17 protein-coding genes are annotated in these 22,597 nt (G+C 69.8%); 7 read left to right on the top strand and 10 right to left on the bottom strand.

Features of this window, described 5'->3' with window-relative positions; translation table 11 throughout:
- Positions 1-21: 21 nt before the first annotated feature.
- Positions 22-1,374 (bottom strand): MFS transporter, encoded by a 1,353-nt coding sequence (locus ACTWQR_RS46025; RefSeq protein WP_443233290.1) that lies wholly within the window; start codon positions 1,372-1,374, stop codon positions 22-24.
- A gap of 218 nt (positions 1,375-1,592) precedes the next feature.
- On the bottom strand, positions 1,593-2,258 hold the full coding sequence (locus tag ACTWQR_RS46020) for a TetR/AcrR family transcriptional regulator (protein WP_443233289.1): 666 nt from the start codon (positions 2,256-2,258) through the stop codon (positions 1,593-1,595).
- Between the two features lie 190 nt (positions 2,259-2,448).
- Between ACTWQR_RS46020 and ACTWQR_RS46015 the strand changes: the two genes are divergently transcribed.
- The 5 genes from ACTWQR_RS46015 (at position 2,449) to ACTWQR_RS45995 (ending at position 8,373) form a co-directional block, all read left to right on the top strand.
- Entirely contained in the window at positions 2,449-3,321 is an 873-nt protein-coding gene (locus tag ACTWQR_RS46015; RefSeq protein ID WP_443233288.1) for a shikimate dehydrogenase, read from the top strand.
- A gap of 164 nt (positions 3,322-3,485) precedes the next feature.
- Positions 3,486-5,291 carry a bifunctional sugar phosphate isomerase/epimerase/4-hydroxyphenylpyruvate dioxygenase family protein gene (locus ACTWQR_RS46010; protein ID WP_443233287.1) on the top strand — a complete coding sequence of 602 codons (1,806 nt, stop codon included), beginning with the start codon at positions 3,486-3,488 and terminating at the stop codon, positions 5,289-5,291.
- Between the two features lie 255 nt (positions 5,292-5,546).
- Positions 5,547-7,046: an APC family permease gene (locus ACTWQR_RS46005; protein WP_443233286.1), complete on the top strand. Its 1,500-nt coding sequence runs from the start codon at positions 5,547-5,549 to the stop codon at positions 7,044-7,046.
- Between the two features lie 10 nt (positions 7,047-7,056).
- Positions 7,057-8,025, top strand: a complete 969-nt coding sequence (locus ACTWQR_RS46000) for a hypothetical protein (RefSeq protein WP_443233285.1) — start codon at positions 7,057-7,059, stop codon at positions 8,023-8,025.
- 54 nt (positions 8,026-8,079) lie between these two features.
- Positions 8,080-8,373: a hypothetical protein gene (locus ACTWQR_RS45995; RefSeq protein ID WP_443233284.1), complete on the top strand. Its 294-nt coding sequence runs from the start codon at positions 8,080-8,082 to the stop codon at positions 8,371-8,373.
- A gap of 47 nt (positions 8,374-8,420) precedes the next feature.
- Here the strand turns inward: ACTWQR_RS45995 and ACTWQR_RS45990 are convergent, their stop codons facing one another.
- The 7 genes from ACTWQR_RS45990 to tkt are packed head-to-tail and all read right to left on the bottom strand — an operon-like array spanning position 8,421 to position 17,401.
- The gene (locus ACTWQR_RS45990; RefSeq protein ID WP_443233283.1) at positions 8,421-9,008 is read right to left on the bottom strand and encodes a histidine phosphatase family protein; all 588 of its coding nucleotides are present in this window, start codon (positions 9,006-9,008) and stop codon (positions 8,421-8,423) included.
- Between the two features lie 5 nt (positions 9,009-9,013).
- Positions 9,014-9,901 carry a phosphogluconate dehydrogenase (NAD(+)-dependent, decarboxylating) gene (gene gnd / locus ACTWQR_RS45985; protein WP_443233282.1) on the bottom strand — a complete coding sequence of 296 codons (888 nt, stop codon included), beginning with the start codon at positions 9,899-9,901 and terminating at the stop codon, positions 9,014-9,016.
- 6 nt (positions 9,902-9,907) lie between these two features.
- A complete protein-coding gene (gene pgi / locus ACTWQR_RS45980) occupies positions 9,908-11,560 on the bottom strand; it encodes a glucose-6-phosphate isomerase (protein ID WP_443233281.1) in 1,653 nt (550 codons plus the stop codon).
- Positions 11,553-12,485, bottom strand: a complete 933-nt coding sequence (opcA, locus tag ACTWQR_RS45975) for a glucose-6-phosphate dehydrogenase assembly protein OpcA (protein WP_443233280.1) — start codon at positions 12,483-12,485, stop codon at positions 11,553-11,555. Before opcA ends, pgi begins: the two co-directional genes overlap by 8 nt.
- Positions 12,482-14,164: a glucose-6-phosphate dehydrogenase gene (gene zwf, locus ACTWQR_RS45970; protein ID WP_443233279.1), complete on the bottom strand. Its 1,683-nt coding sequence runs from the start codon at positions 14,162-14,164 to the stop codon at positions 12,482-12,484. Before zwf ends, opcA begins: the two co-directional genes overlap by 4 nt.
- Positions 14,161-15,306 (bottom strand): transaldolase, encoded by a 1,146-nt coding sequence (gene tal, locus ACTWQR_RS45965; protein ID WP_443233278.1) that lies wholly within the window; start codon positions 15,304-15,306, stop codon positions 14,161-14,163. Before tal ends, zwf begins: the two co-directional genes overlap by 4 nt.
- A 19-nt stretch (positions 15,307-15,325) precedes the next feature.
- The gene (gene tkt / locus ACTWQR_RS45960) at positions 15,326-17,401 is read right to left on the bottom strand and encodes a transketolase (protein ID WP_443233277.1); all 2,076 of its coding nucleotides are present in this window, start codon (positions 17,399-17,401) and stop codon (positions 15,326-15,328) included.
- Between the two features lie 146 nt (positions 17,402-17,547).
- Here tkt and ACTWQR_RS45955 point away from each other — a divergent pair, with 146 nt between their 5' ends.
- Positions 17,548-18,444: a helix-turn-helix domain-containing protein gene (locus tag ACTWQR_RS45955; protein ID WP_443233276.1), complete on the top strand. Its 897-nt coding sequence runs from the start codon at positions 17,548-17,550 to the stop codon at positions 18,442-18,444.
- A gap of 107 nt (positions 18,445-18,551) precedes the next feature.
- Here the strand turns inward: ACTWQR_RS45955 and ACTWQR_RS45950 are convergent, their stop codons facing one another.
- Positions 18,552-19,961, bottom strand: coding sequence for a glycoside hydrolase family 16 protein (locus ACTWQR_RS45950; protein WP_443233275.1), 1,410 nt, complete (start codon positions 19,959-19,961; stop codon positions 18,552-18,554).
- Positions 19,962-20,519: 558 nt separating this feature from the next.
- Here ACTWQR_RS45950 and ACTWQR_RS45945 point away from each other — a divergent pair.
- A complete protein-coding gene (locus ACTWQR_RS45945; protein WP_443233310.1) occupies positions 20,520-22,556 on the top strand; it encodes a DUF1996 domain-containing protein in 2,037 nt (678 codons plus the stop codon).
- The last annotated feature ends 41 nt before the right edge of the window (positions 22,557-22,597 follow it).

Genomic DNA, 22,597 nt, shown 5'->3' with positions numbered 1-22,597 from the left:
ATCCGCATGTGCGGGGGCTGCTCAGGCCGATACCGTCTCCCGTCCGGGTGACTTCTGGGGCGCACGCTCGCCGAGCTGCTCCGTGGGCACCTTGTGCGTCTCGCGTGCGGTGAGCACGGCGATCACCGGCGGGACGCACAGCGCGGCGGTGAAGAGGGCCACGGCCATCCAGTCGTCGCCGTCCGGACCCGCGATCTGCGCGGCGAAGGTCACCGCGAACCCGGCGATGGCGAAGCCGATCTGCGTGCCGATGGCCATGCCCGACAGGCGGACCCGGGTGGTGAACATCTCGCCGTAGAAGGACGGCCAGATACCGTTCGCCGCGCTGTAGACGACACCGAAGGTGACGATGCCGAGGATCAGGACCAGCGGGTACGAGCCGGTGGAGATGGACCACAGGTAGGCGAACATCATCACCGCGCTGCCGGCGGCGCCGATCAGGAAGACCGGACGGCGGCCGATGCGGTCGGACAGGGTGGCCCACAGCGGGATCGCGGCGAGCGCGACGAGGTTGGCCAGCGCGCCCACCCACAGCATGGACGTACGGTCCATGCCGACCGAGTCGCTGGTCGCGTACGCCAGTGCCCACACGGTGAAGATGGTGCTGACCGAGGCCACGAGGGCGCCCGCGACGACCCGCAGTACGTCGGCCCAGTGGTCGCGCAGCAACACGGCCAGCGGCATCTTCGGAACACCCTCGGTGGCGGCCTGCTGGGTGAAGGTCGGGGTCTCGTGGAGCGTGCGGCGGATGACGTAGCCGACGACGGCGACCGCGATGCTCATCCAGAACGGGATGCGCCAGCCCCAGGAGAGCAGCTGGTCCTCGGGAAGCGCGGCGATGGGAATGAAGACCAGCGTGGCGAGGAGCTGGCCGCCCTGAGTGCCGCTGAGCGTGAAGCTGGTGAAGAAGCCGCGCCGGTCCGGCGGCGCGTGTTCCAGGGACATGGAGTTGGCGCTGGCCTGCTCGCCGGCGGCCGAGATGCCCTGCAGGACACGGCAGAGGACCAGCAGGACCGGGGCGAGCGTGCCGACCTGGTTGTGTGTCGGCAGACAGCCGATGAGGAACGTCGACAGACCCATCAGGATCAGCGTGAAGACCATGATCTTCTTGCGGCCGACCTTGTCACCGAAGTGACCGAGGAACAGCGCGCCGATCGGGCGGGCCGCGTACGCGACACCGAAGGTGGCCAGCGACAGCAGGGTCGCGGTGGCCGGGTCCGAGTCGTCGAAGAAGACATCCGGGAAGATCAGCGCGGCGGCGCTGCCGTAGATGAAGAAGTCGTAGTACTCCAGGGCGCTGCCGATCCAGGCGGCCGTGGCGGCTTTCTTCGGTTGGCCGGGGGGCGCGTCGAGGGGTGCGGCGGGGACGGACACGGCGTGCTCCTTCGAGGGACTGGAGAGTACTCCGACGGGAGCGGAGTGAGCGGAGGGGAGAGATGCCGAGACCCTGGGGTGACGGGTCGGCCGCGCCGGGTGCGTGCCCGGCTAATTAACCCACTGGATAGTTAGTAGCGGTTGGCTACGGATGTTGCGCTCACGTTTCCCGGGTGTCAAGAGGTCGCGCCTAAGGATCTGTGCGGTCCTCGGACCGCTCAGCCCGCCGAGCGGTCGGCCGTCAGGTAGGCGATGACCATGTCGCCGAGCATGGTCCGGTAGTGCTCCCGCTGGTCGGGTGCGACCAGGTCGCGGCCGAAGAGCGCGCCGAACGTGTGCCGGTTGGCGACCCGGAAGAAGCAGAACGAGCTGATCATCGCGTGCAGGTCCACCGCGTCGACGTCGGCCGTGAACAGGCCCGAGCCGCGGCCCGACTCCAGGATGCGGCGGATCACGTCGAGCGCCGGCGAACCGATCTTCCCCAGCTCCTCGGAGGCGGCGATGTGCTCGGCCTCGTGGATGTTCTCGATGCTCACCAGGCGGATGAAGTCGGGGTGCGCCTCGTGGTGGTCGAAGGTCAGCTCGGCGAGCCGCCGGATGGCCGCGACGGGGTCCAGGTGCTCGACGTCCAGCTGCTGCTCGGCCTGGCGGATCACGGTGTACGCCCGCTCCAGCACCGCAGTGAACAGCTGCTCCTTGCCGCCGAAGTAGTAGTAGATCATCCGCTTCGTGGTGCGGGTGCGGGCGGCGATCTCGTCGACCCGGGCCCCGGTGTACCCGGCCCGGGCGAACTCCCGCGTCGCCACGTCGAGGATCTCTGCCTTGGTGCGGGCGGCGTCGCGGGTGCGGCCGCCGGGTCGCGCCGGCTCTTCGACAGTGGTCATCGGATTCCTTCGGGAGAGGCCTGTGCCCGCGATTGTAGAAGCCGTTGTCCGGGGCATGGAGTCGTATCCGGTCGGGGTGCTTCCGGAGGCTTCCCGGAGGCGTCTCACCTCTTCCCAGGAGTTCCAGGGCGTGGTACGACTAACGAACCAGTTCGTACATTAGCTTCGTAGGTAAGCCAGGAGGTCCGCCGTGGCGCAGGACTCGTATCTCGTCGGGCTGATCGGTTCCGGCATCGGCCCCTCGCTCAGCCCCGCGCTGCACGAGCGGGAGGCGGACCGACAGGGCCTGCGCTACCTGTACCGGCTGATCGACATCGACACCCTCGGCGTCACGCCGGACGCGGTGGGCGACCTGGTGCGCGCCGCCCGGGACCTGGGCTTCGACGGGCTGAACATCACGCACCCCTGCAAGCAGCTCGTCATCGAGCACCTCGACGCGCTCGACCCGCAGGCCGAGGCGCTCGGCGCGGTCAACACCGTCGTCTTCGAGGACGGCCGTGCGACCGGCCACAACACGGACGTCACCGGGTTCGCCGCGTCCTTCGCGCGCGGGCTGCCCGATGTCCCGCTGGAGCGGGTCGTGCAGTTGGGCGCCGGTGGCGCGGGGGCGGCCGTCGCGCATGCCACGCTCACGCTCGGTGCGGGGCACGTCACCGTGGTCGACGCGCTCCCCGACCGGGCCGCCGACCTCGCCGCCTCCCTGAACGGGCACTTCGGTGCGGGCCGCGCGAGCGCCGCAGCCCCGGACCGGCTGGCCGCGCTGGTCGGCGGCGCCGACGGGCTCGTGCATGCCACGCCCACGGGGATGGCCGCGCACCCCGGGCTGCCGTTCGCGGCCGGGTTGCTGCATCCGGGGCTCTGGGTGGCCGAGGTGGTCTATCGGCCCCTGGAGACCGAGTTGTTGCGTACCGCCCGTGCGGTTGGCTGCGCCGCCTTGGACGGGGGTGGCATGGCCGTCTTCCAGGCTGCGGACGCCTTCCGGCTGTTCACCGGGCGGGAACCCGACAGTGCCCGCATGTTGGTGGACATCGCCGAGTTGGCCGGTGCGGGTGCTTTCAGCTGAGAGCGCCTGATGGGTGGGGTGGTCCGGGTACTGCGGCGGGTTCGGGGTGGTGGGGGTTGCTCGCGCCCCGCGGCGGAGCCGCAAATGTCACAGCCCCGCGCCCCTTACGGGGCCCCTGTCCCCAGCCGTTCGTCGTCGTGAAGCAGCACCGAAGGAGCATCAACGTGCGTACGTCCATCGCCACCGTCTCTCTCAGCGGATCCCTCACCGAGAAGCTCACGGCCGCCGCCCGGGCGGGCTTCGACGGGGTCGAGATCTTCGAGAACGATCTGCTCGCCAGCCCCCTCACACCGGAGGAGATCCGCGACCGCTGCGCCGACCTCGGTCTGAGCATCGACCTGTACCAGCCGATGCGCGACATCGAGGCCGTGCCGGCGGACGAGTTCGAGCGCAATCTGCGCCGGGCCGAGCACAAGTTCCGGCTGATGGAGCGGCTCGGTGCCGACACGGTTCTGGTGTGTTCCAGCGTCTCTCCGCTCGCCGTGGACGACGACGCGCTCGCCGCCTTCCATCTGCGCCGACTCGCCGAACTGGCCCAGGGCTTCGGCATCCGCGTGGCGTACGAGGCGCTGGCGTGGGGCCGACACGTCAGTACGTACGACCACGCCTGGCGCATCGTCGAGGCCGCCGGACACCCCGCGCTCGGCACCTGCCTGGACAGCTTCCACATCCTCGCCCGCGGCTCCGATCCCAAGGGCATCGAGGACATCCCCGGCGAGAAGATCTTCTTCCTTCAGCTGGCGGACGCCCCGCTGATGGCGATGGACGTACTGCAGTGGAGCCGTCACTACCGCTGTTTCCCCGGACAGGGCGGCTTCGACGTCGCCGGGCTCGTCGGGCATGTGATGCGCGCCGGGTATCAAGGACCGCTCTCGCTGGAAGTGTTCAACGACGTGTTCCGGCAGGCCGAGGCCGGGCCGACCGCCGTCGACGCCCTGCGCTCGCTTCTCGTGCTCCAGGAGAGCGTCGGCCTCACCGAGCCGCCCGCGCCCGTCGTGCCGACCGGGATCGCCTTCGCCGAACTGGTCACCCCCGACGTCGAACCGCTGTCGGAGATGCTCGACGCGCTCGGCTTCGCCCGCACGGCCCGGCACCGCAGCAAACCGGTGGACCTGTGGCAGCAGGGCGAGGCCCGGGTGCTGCTCAACACGGGCCCGGCCGCCCGCCGCGACGGCACCCAACTCGCCGCCATCGGCCTGGAGTCGCCGGACCCCGCGGGCGCGGCCCGACGTGCCGAGTCCCTCCTCGCCCCCGTACTGCCGCGCCGCCGCGCCCCCGAGGACGCCCCGCTCGACGCGGTCGCCGCACCCGACGGCACGGAGCTCTTCTTCTGCGCCACCGACCGGCCCGAACTGGCCGGCTGGACAGGCGACTTCGAGCCCGTCGCGCACAAGCCGCCCAAGTCGCCCACCGGCGGCGGCGTCCGCCGCATCGACCACCTGGCCCTCACCCAGCCCTGGCACCAGTTCGACGAGGCGGCCCTCTTCCACAGCAGCGTCCTCGGGCTCGGCGCCCACGAGAGCGTCGACGTCGCCGACCCGTACGGCCTGCTCCGCAGCCGTGCCGTCACCAACGCCGACGGCAGCGTACGCATCGCCCTCGGCGTCGGCCCCGCCCCCGCCGCCGACGAGGGCGGCCGCGCCCAGCACATCGCGCTCGCCACCGACGACGTCGTCACAGCGGCCCGCCGATTCCGCGACGCGGGTGGACAGTTGCTGCCGATGCCCGCGAACTACTACGACGACCTCGCGGCCAAGTACGAGTTCACCGACGCCGAGTTGGACACCTACCGCGAACTCGGCATCCTCTACGACCGGGACGCGGGCGGCGCGTTCCGCCACTGCTACACGGGGACGATCGGGCGCGTCTTCTTCGAACTGGTCCAGCGCGACACCGGCTACCGCGGCTACGGCGCACAGAACGCTCCGGTGCGACTGGCGGCCCAGCACACCCAGCGACCGGTGCGCTGAACCACGACGGCACGCGCCGGTCCTGACCTGGTCGATCGCGCTATACCACTGCTTGCGTCAGGGCCGCAAGCAGCCGGACATTACCCGCCAGTTGACATTGAAACCTCAATAACCACCGCTATCATCACCGTCTACGGAGCGACCGTCCACCGATCACCACGGCGGCTGTACGGCATCGGCCTCACCCCCCACTCACACATGACGCGGCAGGTCACGCCCGCCCGCGCTTCGTGCTGGACGGAAAGCGGCGGATCCATGAGCAACAACAGGGGCAGAGGGCTGCAGGCCAATGTCCTCGGTACGTTCGACACGGTGGTGATGGCGGTAGCCGGCAGCGCACCGGCGTACTCGCTGGCCGCGACCACCGCGGTCCTCGTCGGCGCGGTCGGCCTGGCCAGCCCCGCGGCGCTCCTGTACTGCGCGATACCCATGCTGGGCATAGCCCTGGCGTTCAGCTACCTCAGCCGGATCGACACCAACGCGGGCGCCAGCTACTCCTGGGTCGGCCGCACGCTCCACCCCTTCCTGGGCTTCCTCAGCGGCTGGGCCCTGGTGGTCTCCGCGACCATCTTCATGGTCGCCGGCTCGCTGCCCGCCGGTTCGATGACGCTCTCCCTCTTCGACGAGGGGCTCGCGGACAACACCGCGCTGTCCACCGTGGTCGGCGCGGCCTGGTTCCTGGTCATGCTGTTGGTCGTGCTCGGCGGCGCCCGGCTCACCGTCCGCGCGCAGCTAGTCATGTCCGGTGTCGAGCTCGCCATCCTGGCCGTCTTCGCGGTCGGCGCCCTCCTGCACACCGACAACGCCCGGCCCTTCGACTGGTCCTGGCTCGGCTTCAGCCACTTCGACGGGGCGAGCGGCTTCGCGTCAGGCGCCCTCATCGCCGCCTTCTACTACTGGGGCTGGGACGTCACGTCCAACCTCAGCGAGGAGACCAAGGACAGCCGCCGCACCACGGGCCTCGCGGGCCTGATCGGCCTGGGCATCGTCTTCCTCCTCTTCGAGCTCTTCACCATCGCGGTGAACGTCATCCTCTCCACGGAGCAGATCCAGGCCAACGACGCCAACGTGCTCGCGGTGCTCGGCGAGGAGATCTGGCCGGGCTGGGGCGGCAAGCTGCTGATCGTCTCCGTGATGCTGTCCACCATCGCCACCCTGGAGACCACGCTCATCCAGGTCACGCGCTCGCTGTTCGCGATGGGACGCGACCGCACCATGCCGGGCGCCCTGGGCAAGGTGCACCGAGAGTGGAACACCCCGTGGGTCGCCATCGCCGTGGTCGGCGCGGTGGCCCTGGGCATGTTCGTGGCCTCCAACGCCCTCGGCTCGGTCGGCGACATCCTCTCCGACGCCATCGCCGCCATCGGCCTGCAGATCGCCGTCTACTACGGACTGGCCGGCATCGCCGTGGTCGTCGCCTACCGCAAGACGCTGCTGAAGTCCGCGTCCAACTTCTTCTTCGGCGGACTGTGGCCGTTCCTCGGCGCCCTCTTCATGTTCTGGATCTTCGTAGAGTCGCTCGGCGAACTGAGCGGCGCCTCGATCACGATCGGCATCGGCGGGCTGGCCGTCGGCCTGATCCCCATGCTCTGGTACTGGAGGCAGGGCAGCGACTACTACCGGCCCGCGCGACTCGACGCCAGCCAGGTCGTCGAGACCGACTACATGGCCGGGACCGACCACATACCCGACGGCCACGCCGCCGCGGCGGCCGAGCGGTCCCACGTACACCAGGGTCTCCCCACCGACTTCTGAGAGGGACCCGATGGCGCGAGAGCGTTTCACCCCCGACTTCGACCCCGACTGCGGCGACGCGCCCCTCACCTCCGCCCGCCAGGACATCGTCATCGGCCGCTGGCAGGGACTGCGGGAGCTGCTGCGGGCCACCGGCGCCGACTGGGTCCCGCGAGGCCACCGGATGCGGCTGCTCGCGCTGGCCTGCGCGAACACCTCGACGGCCGAGTCCTGGCTGGCGGCCGAGCCCCACAGTCCCGACGCGCTGGTACTGCGGGCCGCGACCGAGACCGCGCGGGCCTTCTACGTGGCCATCGCCGCGGGCCGGGGCGTACCCATCCACCAGAACCGCATCGACACCGCGGTCATGGCCTGCCTCCGTGCCGCGAAGGCGCATCCCGAGGACCCCACACCGTGGATCTCCCTCATCGCCGTCGCGCGCCTCTATCCCACCGGCGTGCGCCAACAGGAACTGGGCCGCTGGTGGGACGAGTTGTACATGCGCGACCCGTACAGCGTGGAGGGCCACCTCCAGGTGCTCCACTACTACTCGGCGCGCTGGCACGGCACGCACGGGATGATGTACGACTTCGCCCGGGACGCGGCCGGCGTGGCACCGCCGGGCTCCGCGCTGCCGGTCCTGGTGCAGTTCGCCCGCGTGGAGGAGTACCGCTACCTCCTGGACGGGACGAAGGGACAGCAGAACGCCCTGGTCGGGACCGGCCAGCACTGGAACCACGACGGAGCCGTCAACGACGTACAGCGCACCTGGCGGCGCTGGATCGAGGAACGCGCCGACACGACCATCGAACCCGGGGAGGTGCAGCACCTCAACTACCTGACGCACGCCGCGTGTTACGCCGAGGTGCCCGACATCGCCGCCGCCCTGTTCCGGCTGCTGGGCACGCGCGCGACCCGGACGCCCTGGTCCTACACGGGCGATCCGGAGAAACAGATCGTCAAGTGGCAGCGACCCGAAGCACCGCGCGTGAGCCCTTGAGGAGGGCCGGGCGGAGTTCGGCCCCGGCGGTCGACGGCCCGTGGCCGTGGTGGTGTGCTCACCATCCGTCGCGCCGCTGCGATCGGGTGGAGGTCGGCGCTATCGAGGTCCGCGCGGGCTTCTACCGCAACGTTCGCGCCACCCGCCACCCGCCACCTGATCATCGAGGCGCTCGACCGGGCCCTGCGCGGCGAGTCGGTGATCCACGGCGAGGAGGGCCCCCGGGGCGACGGACTCGAGGCGCTCTACATCACCGGCCACAGCCTCGGCGGCGCGATGGCCGCGCTGATGGGAGTCGGCCACGGCCCGGGTCGCTACGTCAACGCCCTTGCTCCACCTGTGTGTTGAGCGAGTTCGGAGACGTGTTGTAACCCGGGCCGTCGCCGCTCGAGCCGCTATGTCCGTGCGTTCCACTCCGCGATGACGGGGCGCCCGTGCTCGGTCGAGAGCCGGCTCACCGTCCCCGTCGCGAGCTGGAACAGGCGCCCGTCCCCGGCGGGGAGGCCGAGCCGGCGGGCGGTCAGGACGCGCAGGAAGTGGGAGTGGGCCACCAGCACCACGTCACCCTCGCCGAGTGCCGTCTCCACGCGGGACAGCACGCGGTCGGCACGCCGCCCCACCTCGTCCGGCGACTCGCCCGGGTGCCCGTCCGGGCCGGGCGGCACACCGTCGGTCCACAGGTACCAGTCGGGACGGGTGCGGTGGATGTCGACGGTGGTGACACCTTCGTACGCGCCGTAGTCCCACTCGTGCAGATCGGGCTCGGGCACGGCCCCGGTCAGACCCGCCAGGTCCGCGGTCCGTCTGGCACGGCCGAGCGGGCTGGTGAGCGTGAGGGCGAAGGTCCGTCCGGCGAGCAGCGGGGCGAGGGACTTGGCCTCCTCCTCGCCGTGCTGGGTGAGGGGCAGGTCGGTCCAGCTGGTGTGCTGGCCCGACCGACTCCACTCGGTCTCGCCGTGGCGGACCAGCAGGAGATCACCCATGATTCCTACTTCGTGGACTCGACGGCGTGGCCGCCGAACTGGTTGCGCAGGGCCGCGATCATCTTCATCTGCGGGGAGTCGTCCTGACGGGACGCGAACCGCGCGAAGAGCGACGCCGTGATCGCCGGGAGCGGTACGGCGTTGTCGATGGCGGCCTCGATGGTCCAGCGGCCCTCGCCGGAGTCCTCCGCGTAACCGCGCAGCTTGCTCAGGTGCTCGTCCTCGTCGAGGGCGTTGACGGCCAGGTCGAGCAGCCAGGAGCGGATGACCGTGCCTTCCTGCCAGGAGCGGAAGACCTCGCGCACGTCCGTGACGGAATCCGCGGCCTGGAGGAGCTCCCAGCCCTCGGCATAGGCCTGCATCATGGCGTACTCGATGCCGTTGTGGACCATCTTCGAGAAGTGCCCGGCGCCGACCTTGCCGGCGTGGACATAGCCGTACGGGCCTTCCGGCTTGAGTGCCTCGAAGATCGGCTGGAGCCGGTCGACGTGCTCCTTGTCGCCGCCGACCATGAGGGCGTAGCCGTTCTCAAGTCCCCATACGCCGCCGGAGACGCCGGCGTCGACGAAGCCGATGCCCTTCGTGCCCAGCTCCTCGGCGTGCTTCTCGTCGTCCGTCCAGCGGGAGTTGCCGCCGTCGACGACGGTGTCGCCGGGGGAGAGCAGGTCGCCGAGTTCGTCTACGACCGACTGGGTCGCCGCCCCGGCCGGGACCATCACCCAGACCACGCGCGGGCCTTCGAGCTTGTCGACGAGTTCGGCGAGGCTGTTGACGTCGGCGAGGTCGGGGTTGCGGTCGTAGCCGATGACGGTGTGGCCCGCGCGACGGAGCCGCTCCCGCATGTTGCCGCCCATCTTGCCGAGGCCGATGAGACCGAGTTGCTTCGCTGCCATGTCAGTTCACTTCTTCCGGAGAGTGCGGTACGTGGCCACGAGGGCGGCGGTGGACGGGTCGAGGCCGGGGACTTCGGTGCCTTGGGTGAGGGCGGGTTCGACGCGCTTGGCGAGGACCTTGCCGAGTTCGACGCCCCACTGGTCGAAGGAGTCGATGTTCCAGACGGCGCCCTGGACGAACACCTTGTGCTCGTAGAGGGCGATGAGCTGGCCGAGCACGGACGGGGTCAGCTCGGCGGCCAGGATGGTGGTCGTCGGGTGGTTGCCCTTGAACGTCTTGTGCGGGACCAGTTCCTCGGGCACCCCCTCGGCACGCACCTCGTCCGGCGTCCTGCCGAAGGCGAGGGCCTGGCCCTGGGCGAACAGGTTGGCCATCAACAGGTCGTGCTGGGAGGCGAGTTCGGGGCTCAGCTCGTCGACCGGATTGGCGAATCCGATCAGGTCGGCGGGGATGGTCCTGGTGCCCTGGTGGATGAGCTGGTAGTAGGCGTGCTGGCCGTTGGTGCCGGGGGTACCCCAGACGACCGGGCCGGTCTGCCAGTCGACGGGGTGGCCGTCGCGGTCGACGGACTTGCCGTTGGACTCCATGTCCAGCTGCTGAAGGTAGGCGGTGAACTTGGACAGGTAGTGCGAGTACGGGAGCACGGCGTGCGACTGGGCGTCGAAGAAGTTGCCGTACCAGATGCCCAGCAGACCGAGCAGCAGCGGCGCGTTGGCCTCCGCCGGGGCGCTCTTGAAGTGCTCGTCGACGATCCTGAAGCCGTCGAGCATCTCGCGGAACCGGTCCGGGCCGATGGCGAGCATCAGGGAGAGGCCGATGGCGGAGTCGTAGGAGTAGCGACCGCCGACCCAGTCCCAGAACTCGAACATGTTCGCCACGTCGATGCCGAAGCCGGCGACCTTCTCGGCATTGGTGGACAGCGCGACGAAATGCCTGGCGACGGCGTCGGGGTTGCCGTCGAGCCCGGCCAGCAGCCAGGTCCGCGCAGAGGTGGCGTTGGTGATCGTCTCGATCGTGGTGAAGGTCTTCGAGGCGACGATGAACAGCGTCTCGGCCGGGTCCAGGTCCCGGACGGCCTCGTGCAGGTCGGCGCCGTCCACATTCGACACGAACCGGACGGTCAGGTCGCGGTCCGTGAAGGCGCGCAGCGCCTCGTACGCCATCGCGGGGCCCAGATCCGAGCCGCCGATGCCGATGTTGACGACGTTGCGGATGCGGCGGCCGGTGTGCCCGGTCCACTTCCCGGAGCGGACCTGCTCGGCGAAATCGGCCATTTTGTCGAGCACCGCGTGCACGGCCGGGACGATGTTCTCGCCGTCGACCTCGATCACGGCGTCGCGCGGCGCCCGGAGGGCGGTGTGCAGGACGGCCCGCTGCTCGGTGACGTTGATCTTCTCGCCGCGGAACATGGCGTCGCGCAGGCCGAACACGTCGGTGGCGGCGGCCAGTTCCTGGAGCAGGGCGAGCGTCTCGTCGGTGATCAGGTGCTTCGAGTAGTCGATGCGCAGGTCGCCGACGCGCACCGTGTAACGCTCGGCCCGCTCCGGGTCCGTGGCGAACAGCTCGCGCAGCCGCGGGTGGAGGAACGCGCCGGCGCGGTGGTCCTCCAGGGCCGTCCACTCGGGGCGGCGGGTGAGCCTGGGAGTGGTGTCAGGCACGGCTCTTCCTTTCGTCGCTGTCTCCGCGCAGGGCGACGGCGTACATCTCGTCCGCGTCGAGGCGGCGCAGCTCCTCGGCGATCAGCTCGGAGGTGCTGCGGACCTTCAGTGCCAGGGTGCGCGAGGGCTGGCCCGGCAGGGACAGGGTGGCGAGGGGGCCCTCGGGCCGGTCGATCAGGAGCTCACCGTTCTCGGCGCCGAGGCGGACGGCGGTGACGACGGGACCCGCGGTGACGACTCGCTCGACCGGGACCTGAAGGCGGGCCTCCAGCCAGCGGGCCAGCAGCTCGGCGCTCGGATTCTCGGCCTCGCTCTCGACGGCCGCCGAGACGATCTTCGCGCGGGCCTGGTCGAGGGCGGCCGCGAGCATCGAGCGCCAGGGCGTCAGCCTGGTCCAGGCCAGGTCGGTGTCGCCCGGCGCGTACGAGGCGGCGCGGGCCTCCAGGGCCGCGAGCGGAGCCTCGACCGCGTACATGTCGGTGATCCGGCGGGCCGCGAGGGCACCCAGCGGGTCCTTGGCCGGGATCTCGGGCGCGTCCACCGGCCACCAGACGACGACCGGCGCGTCCGGCAGCAGCAGCGGCAGGACCACCGAGTCGGCGTGGTCGGACACCTCGCCGTACATCCGCAGCACGACCGTCTCACCGGTGCCGGCGTCGGCGCCCACGCGGACCTCCGCGTCCAGGTGCGACTTCGTGCGGTCCTTCGGCGTGCGGGCGTGCCGCTTGATGACGACCAGGGTGCGCGAGGGGTGCTCGTGCGAGGCCTCCTCGGCCGCCTTGATCGAGTCGTACGCGTTCTCCTCGTCGGTCACGATGACCATGGTCAGAACCATGCCCACGGCGGGGGTGCCGATAGCGCGTCGCCCCGCCACAAGGGCCTTGTTGATCTTGCTTGCCGTGGTGTCGGTCAGGTCGATCTTCATGGCCTGCGCCAGCTCCGTCCGTCTCGTGCGAGCATCTCGTCGGCTTCCTCGGGACCCCAGCTGCCCGACGCGTACCGCGCGGGCTTGCCGTGCGCGTCCCAGTAGTCCTCGATCGGGTCGAGGATCTTCCAGGACTCTTCCACCTCCTGGTGACGGGGGAAGAGATTGGCGTCGCCGAGCAGGACATCCAGGATCAGCCGTTCGTACGCCTCCGGGCTCGACTCCGTGAACGACTCGCCGTACGCGAAGTCCATGGACACGTCCCGGATCTCCATCGACGTACCCGGCACCTTCGATCCGAAGCGCACCGTCATGCCTTCGTCCGGCTGGACGCGGATGACGATCGCGTTCTGGCCGAGCTCCTCGGTGGCCGTCGAGTCGAAGGGGGAGTGCGGGGCGCGCTGGAAGACGACGGCGATCTCGGTGACGCGGCGGCCGAGGCGCTTGCCGGTCCTCAGGTAGAAGGGGACGCCCGCCCAGCGGCGGTTGTCGACCTCCAGCTTGATCGCCGCGTAGGTGTCGGTGATCGACTCCGGGTTGATGCCGTCCTCTTCGAGGTAGCCGATCACCTTCTCGCCGCCCTGCCAGCCGGCCGCGTACTGGCCGCGCACGGTGTGCTCGCCCAGGTTCTCCGGCAGCTTCACGGACTTGAGGACCTTGAGCTTCTCGGTGAGCAGCGAGTCGGCGTCGAAGGCGATGGGCTCCTCCATGGCGGTCAGCGCCATGAGCTGGAGGAGGTGGTTCTGGATCACGTCGCGGGCCGAGCCGATGCCGTCGTAGTAGCCGGCGCGGCCGCCGATACCGATGTCCTCGGCCATCGTGATCTGGATGTGGTCGACGTACGACCGGTTCCAGATGGGCTCGTACATCTGGTTGGCGAAGCGGAGCGCCAGAATGTTCTGGACGGTCTCCTTGCCGAGGTAGTGGTCGATGCGGAACACCTGGTCCGGGTCGAACACCTCGTGCACGACCTGGTTCAGCTCACGGGCGCTCGCCAGGTCGCGGCCGAACGGCTTCTCGATGACCGCGCGCCGCCACGAACCCTCCGGCGCGTCCGCGAGCCCGTGCTTCTTGAGCTGCTTCACGACCTTCGGGAAGAACTTCGGCGGTACGGAGAGGTAGAAGGCGTAGTTGCCGCTGGTGCCCCGCGAGGCGTCCAACTCGTCGACGGCCACGCGGAGTTGCTTGAACGCGTCGTCGTCGTCGAAGGCGCCCGGGATGAACCGCATGCCCTCGGCGAGCTGCTGCCAGACCTCCTCGCGGAACTCCGTACGGGCGTGCTCGCGCACCGAGTCGTGGACGACCTGCGCGAAGTCCTGGTCCTCCCAGTCGCGGCGGGCGAACCCGAGGAGGGAGAAGCCCGGGGGCAGCATGCCTCGGTTGGCCAGGTCATAGACGGCCGGCATCAGCTTCTTGCGGGACAGGTCACCGGTGACGCCGAAGATGACCAGGCCCGACGGGCCGGCGATCCGGGGGAGCCGCCGGTCGCGGGGGTCACGGAGGGGGTTCTCCCAGTCGGACGTGAGGTCCAGTGCCTGGGCGAGGGACTCCGCGGTGACGTCGGCCGCGGTGGCTTCCGTCACGGTGGCGGCCGCGTCCGGCGCCGCCTCGGTGGCGTCCGGTGCCGCTCCGGCCGCCGCCTCCTGAGCGACGGCCCCCTTGGGAAGGCGCTTGCTCATTCCCCGTCAACTCCCTTGCTGCTCAGCGACTTCGCGACGGCGTCCAGCAGTTCGACCCACGCGGCGTCGAACTTCGAGACACCCTCGTCCTCCAGCTGCCGCACGACCTCGTCGTACGAGATACCCAGCTTTTCCACGGCCTCGAGATCCGCGCGGGCCTGCGCATAGCCGCCGGTCACCGTGTCGCCGCGGACGTCACCGTGGCCGGCGGTGGCGTTCAGCGTGGCCTCGGGCATCGTGTTGACCGTGCCGGGCGCGACCAGCTCGTCGACGTACAGCGTGTCCTTGTAGGACGGGTCCTTGACGCCGGTCGAGGCCCACAGGGGGCGCTGCTTGTTGGCGCGGGCCCCGCCGAGGGCGGTCCAGCGGCCGTCCGTGAAGACCTCGTCGTACGCCTCGTACGCGAGCCGCGCGTTGGCGAGCGCCGCCTTGCCCTTGAGCGCGAGTGCCTCGTCCGTGCCGATCTTCGTCAGCCGCTTGTCGATCTCGCTGTCGACGCGGGAGACGAAGAAGGAGGCGACGGAGTGGATGGTGGAGAGGTCGAGACCCGCGGTCTGCGCCTTCTCCAGGCCCGCCAGGTAGGCGTCCATGACCTCGCGGTAGCGCTCCAGCGAGAAGATCAACGTGACGTTGACGCTGATGCCGAGGCCGATGACCTCGGTGATCGCGGGCAGGCCCGCCTTCGTCGCCGGGATCTTGATCATCACGTTCGGGCGGTCGACCAGCCAGGAGAGCTGCTTGGCCTCGGCGATCGTCGCCGCCGTGTTGTGGGCGAGACGCGGGTCGACCTCGATGGAGACCCGGCCGTCCCGGCCGCCGGTCGCGTCGTACACCGGTCGCAGGATGTCGGCGGCGGCGCGGACGTCGGCGGTCGTCATCATCCGTACGGCCTCGTCGACCGTGACGCCGCGGACGGCGAGGTCGGCCAGCTGCTCCTCGTAGCCCTCGCCCGAGCCGATCGCGGCCTGGAAGATGGAGGGGTTGGTGGTGACGCCCACCACGTGCTTGGTGTCGATGAGTTGGGCGAGGTTGCCGGACGAGATGCGCTTGCGCGACAGGTCGTCGAGCCAGATGGAGACGCCCTCGTCGGAGAGGCGCTTGAGGATTTCCGCGGTTGCGATTGCTTCGGTCACAGTGATCATCTTCCTTCGTGCGATCGGGTTAACCGCGGGCGGCGGTAAGAGATTCCCGGGCGGCGGCGGCCACGTTCTCGGGGGTGAAACCGAACTCGGCGAACAGGGTCTTGGCGTCGGCGGAGGCACCGAAGTGCTCCAGCGAAACGATGCGCCCGTTGTCACCGACGTACCGGTACCAGGTCAGACCGATCCCGGCCTCGACCGCCACGCGGGCCTTCACCGACGGCGGCAGCACACTCGCGCGGTACTCGGGGGACTGCTCCTCGAACCACTCGACGGACGGCATCGACACGACACGCGTACCCACACCATCGGCTTCAAGCTGCTCACGCGCCTCGACAGCCAGACGCACCTCTGAACCGGTGGCGATCAGGATCACGTCGGGCGTCCCGGTGGAGGAGTCACGCAGGACGTAACCGCCCTTCGCCGCGTCGGAGTTGGCCTCGTAGGTCGGCACGCCCTGGCGGGTGAGGGCCAGGCCGTGCGGGGCCGGGTTGGTGGCGTGCCGCTTGAGGATCTCGGCCCAGGCGATCGCCGTCTCGTTGGCGTCGGCCGGGCGGACGATGTTCAGACCGGGGATCGCGCGCAGTGAGGCCAGGTGCTCGACCGGCTGGTGGGTGGGGCCGTCCTCGCCGAGCCCGATCGAGTCGTGCGTCCACACGTACGTCACCGGGAGCTGCATCAGCGCGGACAGCCGGACCGCGTTGCGCATGTAGTCGGAGAAGACGAGGAACGTGCCGCCGTAGATACGGGTGTTGCCGTGCAGCGCGATGCCGTTCATCTCCGCGGCCATCGAGTGCTCGCGGATACCGAAGTGGATCGTGCGGCCGTAAGGGTCGGCCTCCGGCAGCGGGTTGCCCTTCGGGAGGAACGAACTCGCCTTGTCGATGGTCGTGTTGTTCGAGCCCGCGAGGTCGGCGGAGCCGCCCCACAGCTCGGGGAGCACACCGCCCAGCGCCTGCAGCACCTTGCCGGACGCGGCGCGGGTGGCGATGGACGTGCCCGCCTCGAACGACGGCAGCGCGGACTCCCAGCCCTCGGGCAGCTGTCCGGCCACGACACGGTCGAAGAGCTTGGACCGCTCCGGGTTGGCCGTCCGCCACTCGGCGAGCTGCTTGTCCCAGGCGGCGTGCGCGTCGGCACCCCGGTCGAGGGCTTCGCGGGCGTGGCTCAGAACCTCGTCGGCGACCTCGAAGGTCTTCTCCGGGTCGAAGCCCAGCACGCGCTTGGTGGCCGCGATCTCGTCCGCGCCGAGCGCCGAACCGTGCGAGGCCTCGGTGTTCCGGGCGTTCGGCGCGGGCCAGGCGATGATCGTGCGCATGGCGATGATCGAGGGCCGCTCGGTCTCGGCCCGCGCCGCCGTGAGCGCCGCGTACAGCGCGTGGACGTCGATGTCGCCGTCGGCCGAGGGCTCGATCCGCTGCACATGCCAGCCGTACGCCTCGTACCGCCCCAGCACGTCCTCGGAGAAGGCCGTGGCGGTGTCGCCCTCGATGGAGATGTGGTTGTCGTCGTAGACGAAGACGAGGTTGCCGAGCTTCTGGTGGCCGGCGAGGGACGAGGCCTCGGCGGAGATGCCCTCCTCCAGGTCGCCGTCCGAGACGATCCCCCAGATCGTGTGGTCGAAGGGGGACTCGCCCTCGGGGGCCTCCGGGTCGAACAGGCCGCGCTCATAGCGGGCGGCCATCGCCATGCCCACCGCGTTGGCGACCCCCTGGCCGAGCGGACCGGTCGTCGTCTCGACCCCGGCCGTGTGCCCGTACTCGGGGTGGCCCGGCGTCTTCGAACCGTGTGTACGGAACGCCTTCAGATCGTCCAGCTCCAGCTCGTACCCGGAGAGGAAGAGCTGGGTGTAGAGAGTCAGCGAGGTGTGGCCGGGGGAGAGGACGAAGCGGTCGCGGCCGGTCCACTCGGGGTCCGCCGGGTCGTGACGCATCAGCTTCTGAAAGATCGTGTACGCGGCCGGGGCCAGGCTCATCGCCGTACCCGGGTGTCCGTTGCCGACCTTCTGCACGGCGTCAGCCGCAAGCAGACGGGCGGTGTCGACGGCACGCCGGTCGAGCTCGGTCCACTCAAAGCTGTCAGGTGTCTGTGTGCTCATCTTCAAGAGGTCCTCGATAGGAGCGGAGCAACTGCTCGGATGCGTTCAAACTTAAAAGTCGGACTTTTAAAGGGGAAGGTGGCCCTGTGTCAGCCTGTGGTGAAAGTGGGACAACGACTGCGGGGCCGAGCCGGCGCGAGAGGGACATGGCGGACACAAGCACCGAATACGAAGACGACCGGGCCGGGATCAGAACCTTTCCCTTCCCCGCCGACCTGAGCGTCCTGGGCGTGGGCATGCAGGTCGGACCGATGGAACCCGGCCGCACCTGGCACGCGGAAGCGGCGGCCGAGCGCGTCCACCGCATCGACTTCCACGCGGTCATGCTGATCCGGGGCGACCCCATCAGGCACATGGTCGACTTCACCGAGTACGAGGTCTCCGTCGGCGAGCTCCTGTGGATCCGCCCGGGCCAGGTCCACCGCTTCTCCAGGACGGCGGCGTACCGCGGAACGGCCCTGATCATGCAGCCCGGCTTCCTGCCGCGCGGCATCGTCGAGGCGACCGGGCTCTACCGCTACGACCTGCCGCCCCTGCTGCGGCCCGACCCGGCCCAGCTCGCCGCGCTGGAGAACTCCCTCGCCCAGCTGGAGCGCGAGTACCTCGACACCGGCACCCTGCCGCTCAGCCTGCACACCTCGGTGCTCCGGCACACCCTGACCGCGTTCCTGCTCCGCCTGGCGCACCTCGCGGCCAGCTCGGCCGACGCGGCACGCGAGCAGACCGACACCACCTTCACCCGCTTCCGCGAGGCGGTCGAGAAGGGCTTCGCCACCAACCACAGCGTCAGCGCCTACGCCGACGCGCTCGGCTACTCCCGCCGTACCCTCGTCCGCGCGGTCCGCGCCGCGACGGGAGAGACGCCGAAGGGATTCATCGACAAACGGGTCGTCCTGGAGGCGAAGCGGCTGCTGGCCCACACGGACCTGCCGATCGGCCGCGTCGGCGCGTCCGTGGGCTTTCCCGACGCGGGCAACTTCTCCAAGTTCTTCCACCAGCACACGGGTACGACGCCGGTGGCGTTCCGGACGGAGCTGAGCTGAGCTGAGCTGAGTGGGGGGGGAGTGGAGCGGAGGTGAGCGCGGACCGGGGTCGTGGAAAGGGGCGGGCCGTGTGGCCCGCCCCTTGATGCCGCCCGGTAACTCCCCTCTCAGCGACCGAAGTTGAACCAGTTCATGTTCACGAAGTCCGCGGGCTGGCCGCTCGTGAAGGTCACGTAGACGTCATGCGTCCCGGTAACGTTGCTGATGTTCGCCGGGATGGTTCTCCAGCTCTGCCAGCCGCCGGTGTTGGCGACGGAGAAGCTGCCGATCGGAGCGCTCGTACGGCTGTCCAGACGGACCTCGACCAAGCCGCCCACGCCGGTCGCGGCGCCGCTCGCGACCCGGCCGTAGAACTGACTGGCCGCCGCCGAGCCGAAGTTGACGCCCTTGTAGAGGGCCCAGTCGCCGTTGCCGAGGGAGCCGAGGTTCTGGCCGCCACCGGAGTCGGTGGTGGTCTCGGCGCTCACGCCACTCTGGCTGTCGTACGACTCGGCCTGGATGGCGGTGTACGCGTCACGGTTGCCGGTCGGGGGAGGCGTGGTGCCGCCGCCACCGGACTGGAGGACCTGGACGTAGTCGACGACGAGCGGGTGTCCGGGCACCGTGGCGCCGTCCGGGCCGCCGCCGAAGGCGTCCACGAAGGCGCCGCCCATCGCCACGTTCAGGATGATGAAGAAGCCGTGGTTGGTGGCGTTGGCCCATGTCGTCGCGTCGACCTGGTTCGCCCGGACCGTGTGGTAGTTGGTGCCGTCGACGTAGAAGCGGATCTCCTCCGGGCTCGTCGACCGGTCCCACTCCATGCCGTACGTGTGGAAGCCGGCCTGGCAGGTCGTGCCGGGGCAGGCGGTGGAGCCGCCGAGGCCGGTCGTCTCGTTGCAGGGGCCGCCCGGGTTGGTGCCGCAGTGCATGGTGGCCCACACGGTGTTGACGCCCTGGACGTTCTCCAGGATGTCCAGCTCGCCGACGCTCGGCCAGTTCTGGTAGTTGCCGCGGTAGGGCGCGCCCAGCATCCAGAACGCCGGCCAGTAGCCCCGGGCGGCGGCGCCCGTCACGTTCGGCATCTGAATCCGGGACTGGACGCGCAGCTTGCCTCCGGCGGGCGGCTGGAAGTCGGTGCGGTTGGTCTCGATACGGCCCGATGTCCAGTTGCCGGAGGCGTCGCGCCGCGGCGTGATCCGGAGGTTCCCGGAGCCGTCCAGCGCCACGTTGTTGGTGCTGGAGGTCATGGTCTCGATCTCGCCGGTGCCCCAGTTGGCGGGGCCGCCGGGATAGCTCGTGCCGGTCGCGTACTGCCAGTTGGCGGTGTTGACGCCGGTGCCTGCGGCGCCGTTGAAGTCGTCGACGAAGACCTGGGTCCAGCCGCTCGGCGGCGCGGGCGCGTCCGCCCGCGCGGCCGAGGCCCCGGCCGCCGCCAGGCTCAGGACGCTGACGAGGGCGATGAGTACGCGCCGGAGCGGGCCGCGCCTTGCTGGTGGTCTCAACGGTGGTCTCGCTGGTGTGCCGGAAGTTTCACTCATAGGTGCCTCTTCGGGTACGGAGTGGGGGTGCGCGGGTGTTTTTGAGAGCGCTCTCAACGCAGCTGCGCGGGCCAATGTGCTCTTTGGCACTCCGGTCGTCAAGAGGTGTAGCCCAGAAAGTCCTTAGGGAGGAGGGGAGTTCAGGCCCTGAACGGGGCCGCCAGCGGCCTCGGCGACTGGCGGCCGGCAGGGAACTCCTTCGCATGCTCGTCGACCGCTGAGGTGACCGATGGGCTCGTCCTTTGGATCGGGCGCGTGCCAGGCTGGGATTCCTGTGGGGAGCTCCTGATGGGCCCTGGGCCCCTCCGAGCGCGAGCCCACCCTGAGCTTGAGTTTTCCGGCGCTGGTACGCCGCAGGCAGGCGTCCTCCGGGACGGTCTGCGTGTGAGGGTCCTATGAATCCATGAGGCGTTTGAACACGCCAGGGTTCTTCTGCGTATGGAGTTGGGGGATTTCCATGCCGGGCCGGCCACGAAGCGTAGGAGAAGTGCCGTGGGACGCAACACGCGAAGACGCCCAACAGGCGGACGACGCGCGACCTTTGCAGCGGTCGCGCTGATGTTGGGCGGAGGTGGGCTGGTAGCGGCGAACGTCTACGCCACGGCCTCCGAGGGCGACTCGGCCGCGGAGTCGGCTCCGAACCGGACTGACCAGGTCCTGGCTTCGGGAGCCGCCACGATCGACTGCCCGGACGTCGGCAATCAGCTGACGGCGGTGCCGGACCAGGCGAGGGCTGAGGTGGACAGGGAACTCGCCCTCCTGGACAAGCAGATCGCCGAGGCCTATCAGCGGCTGCAGAACTCGGCGCAAGCCGTGCGCCAGGACGCCGGGTTCGCCGACAGCGCGATCATGAATCCGCTGAAGGACAAGCGGACCGCGACCATCGACCGGATCGTGATCGCCATCGACCGCGTGGGTGACGCTCCGCAGGGTCTCGACGCCTTCGCGCCCTGTATCTTGCGCGCTTCCGGCAACCAGGCCGACCAGGGCCAGGAGGGCGGGCAGAACGCCGACCAGGGCGGCGACGGCCAGGACGGGAGCGGCGACAACCAGGAGGAAGGTCAGGACCAGGGCGACGGTCAGGACCAGAACCCGGGCGATGCACAGGACGAGAATCAGGGCGACCAGCAGGGCGGTAACGGTGGTCAGGCCGGCAACGGGCCCGTGGCCGCGGACTTCGTGGACATCACCACCGTCCAGCCCAACGCGCAGAGCGCGAGCGGGAAGGGCGACGCCTCACGCGGCAGCTTCACCACCAGCTGTGGTGTGAACGCGAACGGACTGTTCAACTCCGACAACGTGATCGTGGCCCCTGGTGTCAGCAACGGTGCCCATCACTTCCACGACTACGTCGGCAACCAGTCCAACGACGCCTTCGCCAGCGACGAGGACCTGGCGGCGGCGGACACGACCTGCGAGAACGAGGGCGACAAGTCCTCGTACTTCTGGCCCGTGCTGCGCCTGCAGAACGGCGTCCAGGAGCAGGACGCCGCCTCTCCCGGCGGCGGCATCGAGGGCAACGCCGGTGAGATCGTCACGCCCAAGCAGGTCACGATGACGTTCGTGGGCAACCCGCGCGGCGAGGTCACGGCCATGCCGAGTCTGCTGCGCATCATCACCGGGGATGCCAAGGCGTTCGTCAACGGCACGGCCAACGCCAATGCCTCGTGGAGTTGCACGGGGCTCGAGGACCGGCAGCTGAAGGACAAGTACCCGCTCTGTCCCAAGGGCAGTGACGTGGTCCGCACCTTCAAGTTCCAAAGCTGCTGGGACGGTCGGAACATCGACAGTGCCAACCACCGCACTCACGTGGCGTTCGCCGCCGCGGACGGTAGTTGCGCGGCCGGCTTCCGTGCGATTCCGCAGCTGGTGCAGCGCATCGTCTACGACGTGGACGCGCCCAGCCTGAAGGACGGCGGTCGAACGACCCCGCTGTTCGCGGTCGATTCCTTCCCGGAGCAGGTGCACAAGCCGGTCACCGACCACGGCGACTTCATCAACATCTTCGACGAAGAGCTCATGCGGGAGATGGTGGACTGCATCAACGACGGCCGAAAGTGCGACGCCGCCGCTTCCGACGGCGCGGGGGGCTCCGAGGGTGAGGAGCCGGGGAACACGCCGGCGCCGACACCTGACGCTCCGTCCGGTGGGAACGGCCAGGACGACGAGCCCGCGGACGCCGGTGGCAAGGATGACGAGCCTGCGGACACCGGGGGCCAGGAGACGCCGGAGCCCTCCACCACCACGCCGGTCACCGAGCCGGCGGGCGGCTCGGACAGCGACCGCGACAACGCGGCGCCCAAGATCGAAACGTCACCACCGGCTGTTCAGAGCGATCCGTCCGCATCGGCGGGCAGCTCGGACGCCAACAACGCCGATGACACCGACAGCAGTGACAGCGTCGGCGCGGTGCCAGGCCCTGAACCGACGCCGTCCACAGGTGGGAACGATCCGTCGGCCGGTTCGCAGTCCGAACCGCAGGCGACCGGAGGTCTGGCTGACACCGGGGCTCAATTGTGGCCGGCCGCGGCCGGAGCGGTCCTCTTGATCGCCGGCTTTGTACTGCTCCGCCGTTTCGGCAACGGGTCCCGCTGACACCGTTCTCGGGCGAAAGGCGCAGGGCGATCGGGCACACA

This window comes from Streptomyces sp. 2A115 (assembly GCF_052245575.1).
GTDB lineage: Bacteria > Actinomycetota > Actinomycetes > Streptomycetales > Streptomycetaceae > Streptomyces.
Note: the sequence above shows the minus strand (reverse complement) of the source record. Positions and strands in the feature narration are given on the sequence as shown.

Coding starts and splice junctions, on each gene's coding strand:
- tal (WP_443233278.1), bottom strand. CDS start 15,306: ATGATCACTGTGACCGAAGCAATCGCAACCGCGGAAATCCTCAAGCGC.
- ACTWQR_RS45945 (WP_443233310.1), top strand. CDS start 20,520: ATGTTGGGCGGAGGTGGGCTGGTAGCGGCGAACGTCTACGCCACGGCC.
- ACTWQR_RS46020 (WP_443233289.1), bottom strand. CDS start 2,258: ATGACCACTGTCGAAGAGCCGGCGCGACCCGGCGGCCGCACCCGCGAC.
- opcA (WP_443233280.1), bottom strand. CDS start 12,485: ATGAAGATCGACCTGACCGACACCACGGCAAGCAAGATCAACAAGGCC.
- ACTWQR_RS45990 (WP_443233283.1), bottom strand. CDS start 9,008: ATGGGTGATCTCCTGCTGGTCCGCCACGGCGAGACCGAGTGGAGTCGG.
- ACTWQR_RS46005 (WP_443233286.1), top strand. CDS start 5,547: ATGAGCAACAACAGGGGCAGAGGGCTGCAGGCCAATGTCCTCGGTACG.
- ACTWQR_RS46000 (WP_443233285.1), top strand. CDS start 7,057: ATGGCGCGAGAGCGTTTCACCCCCGACTTCGACCCCGACTGCGGCGAC.
- tkt (WP_443233277.1), bottom strand. CDS start 17,401: ATGAGCACACAGACACCTGACAGCTTTGAGTGGACCGAGCTCGACCGG.
- ACTWQR_RS45950 (WP_443233275.1), bottom strand. CDS start 19,961: ATGAGTGAAACTTCCGGCACACCAGCGAGACCACCGTTGAGACCACCA.
- zwf (WP_443233279.1), bottom strand. CDS start 14,164: ATGAGCAAGCGCCTTCCCAAGGGGGCCGTCGCTCAGGAGGCGGCGGCC.
- ACTWQR_RS45955 (WP_443233276.1), top strand. CDS start 17,548: ATGGCGGACACAAGCACCGAATACGAAGACGACCGGGCCGGGATCAGA.
- gnd (WP_443233282.1), bottom strand. CDS start 9,901: ATGGCAGCGAAGCAACTCGGTCTCATCGGCCTCGGCAAGATGGGCGGC.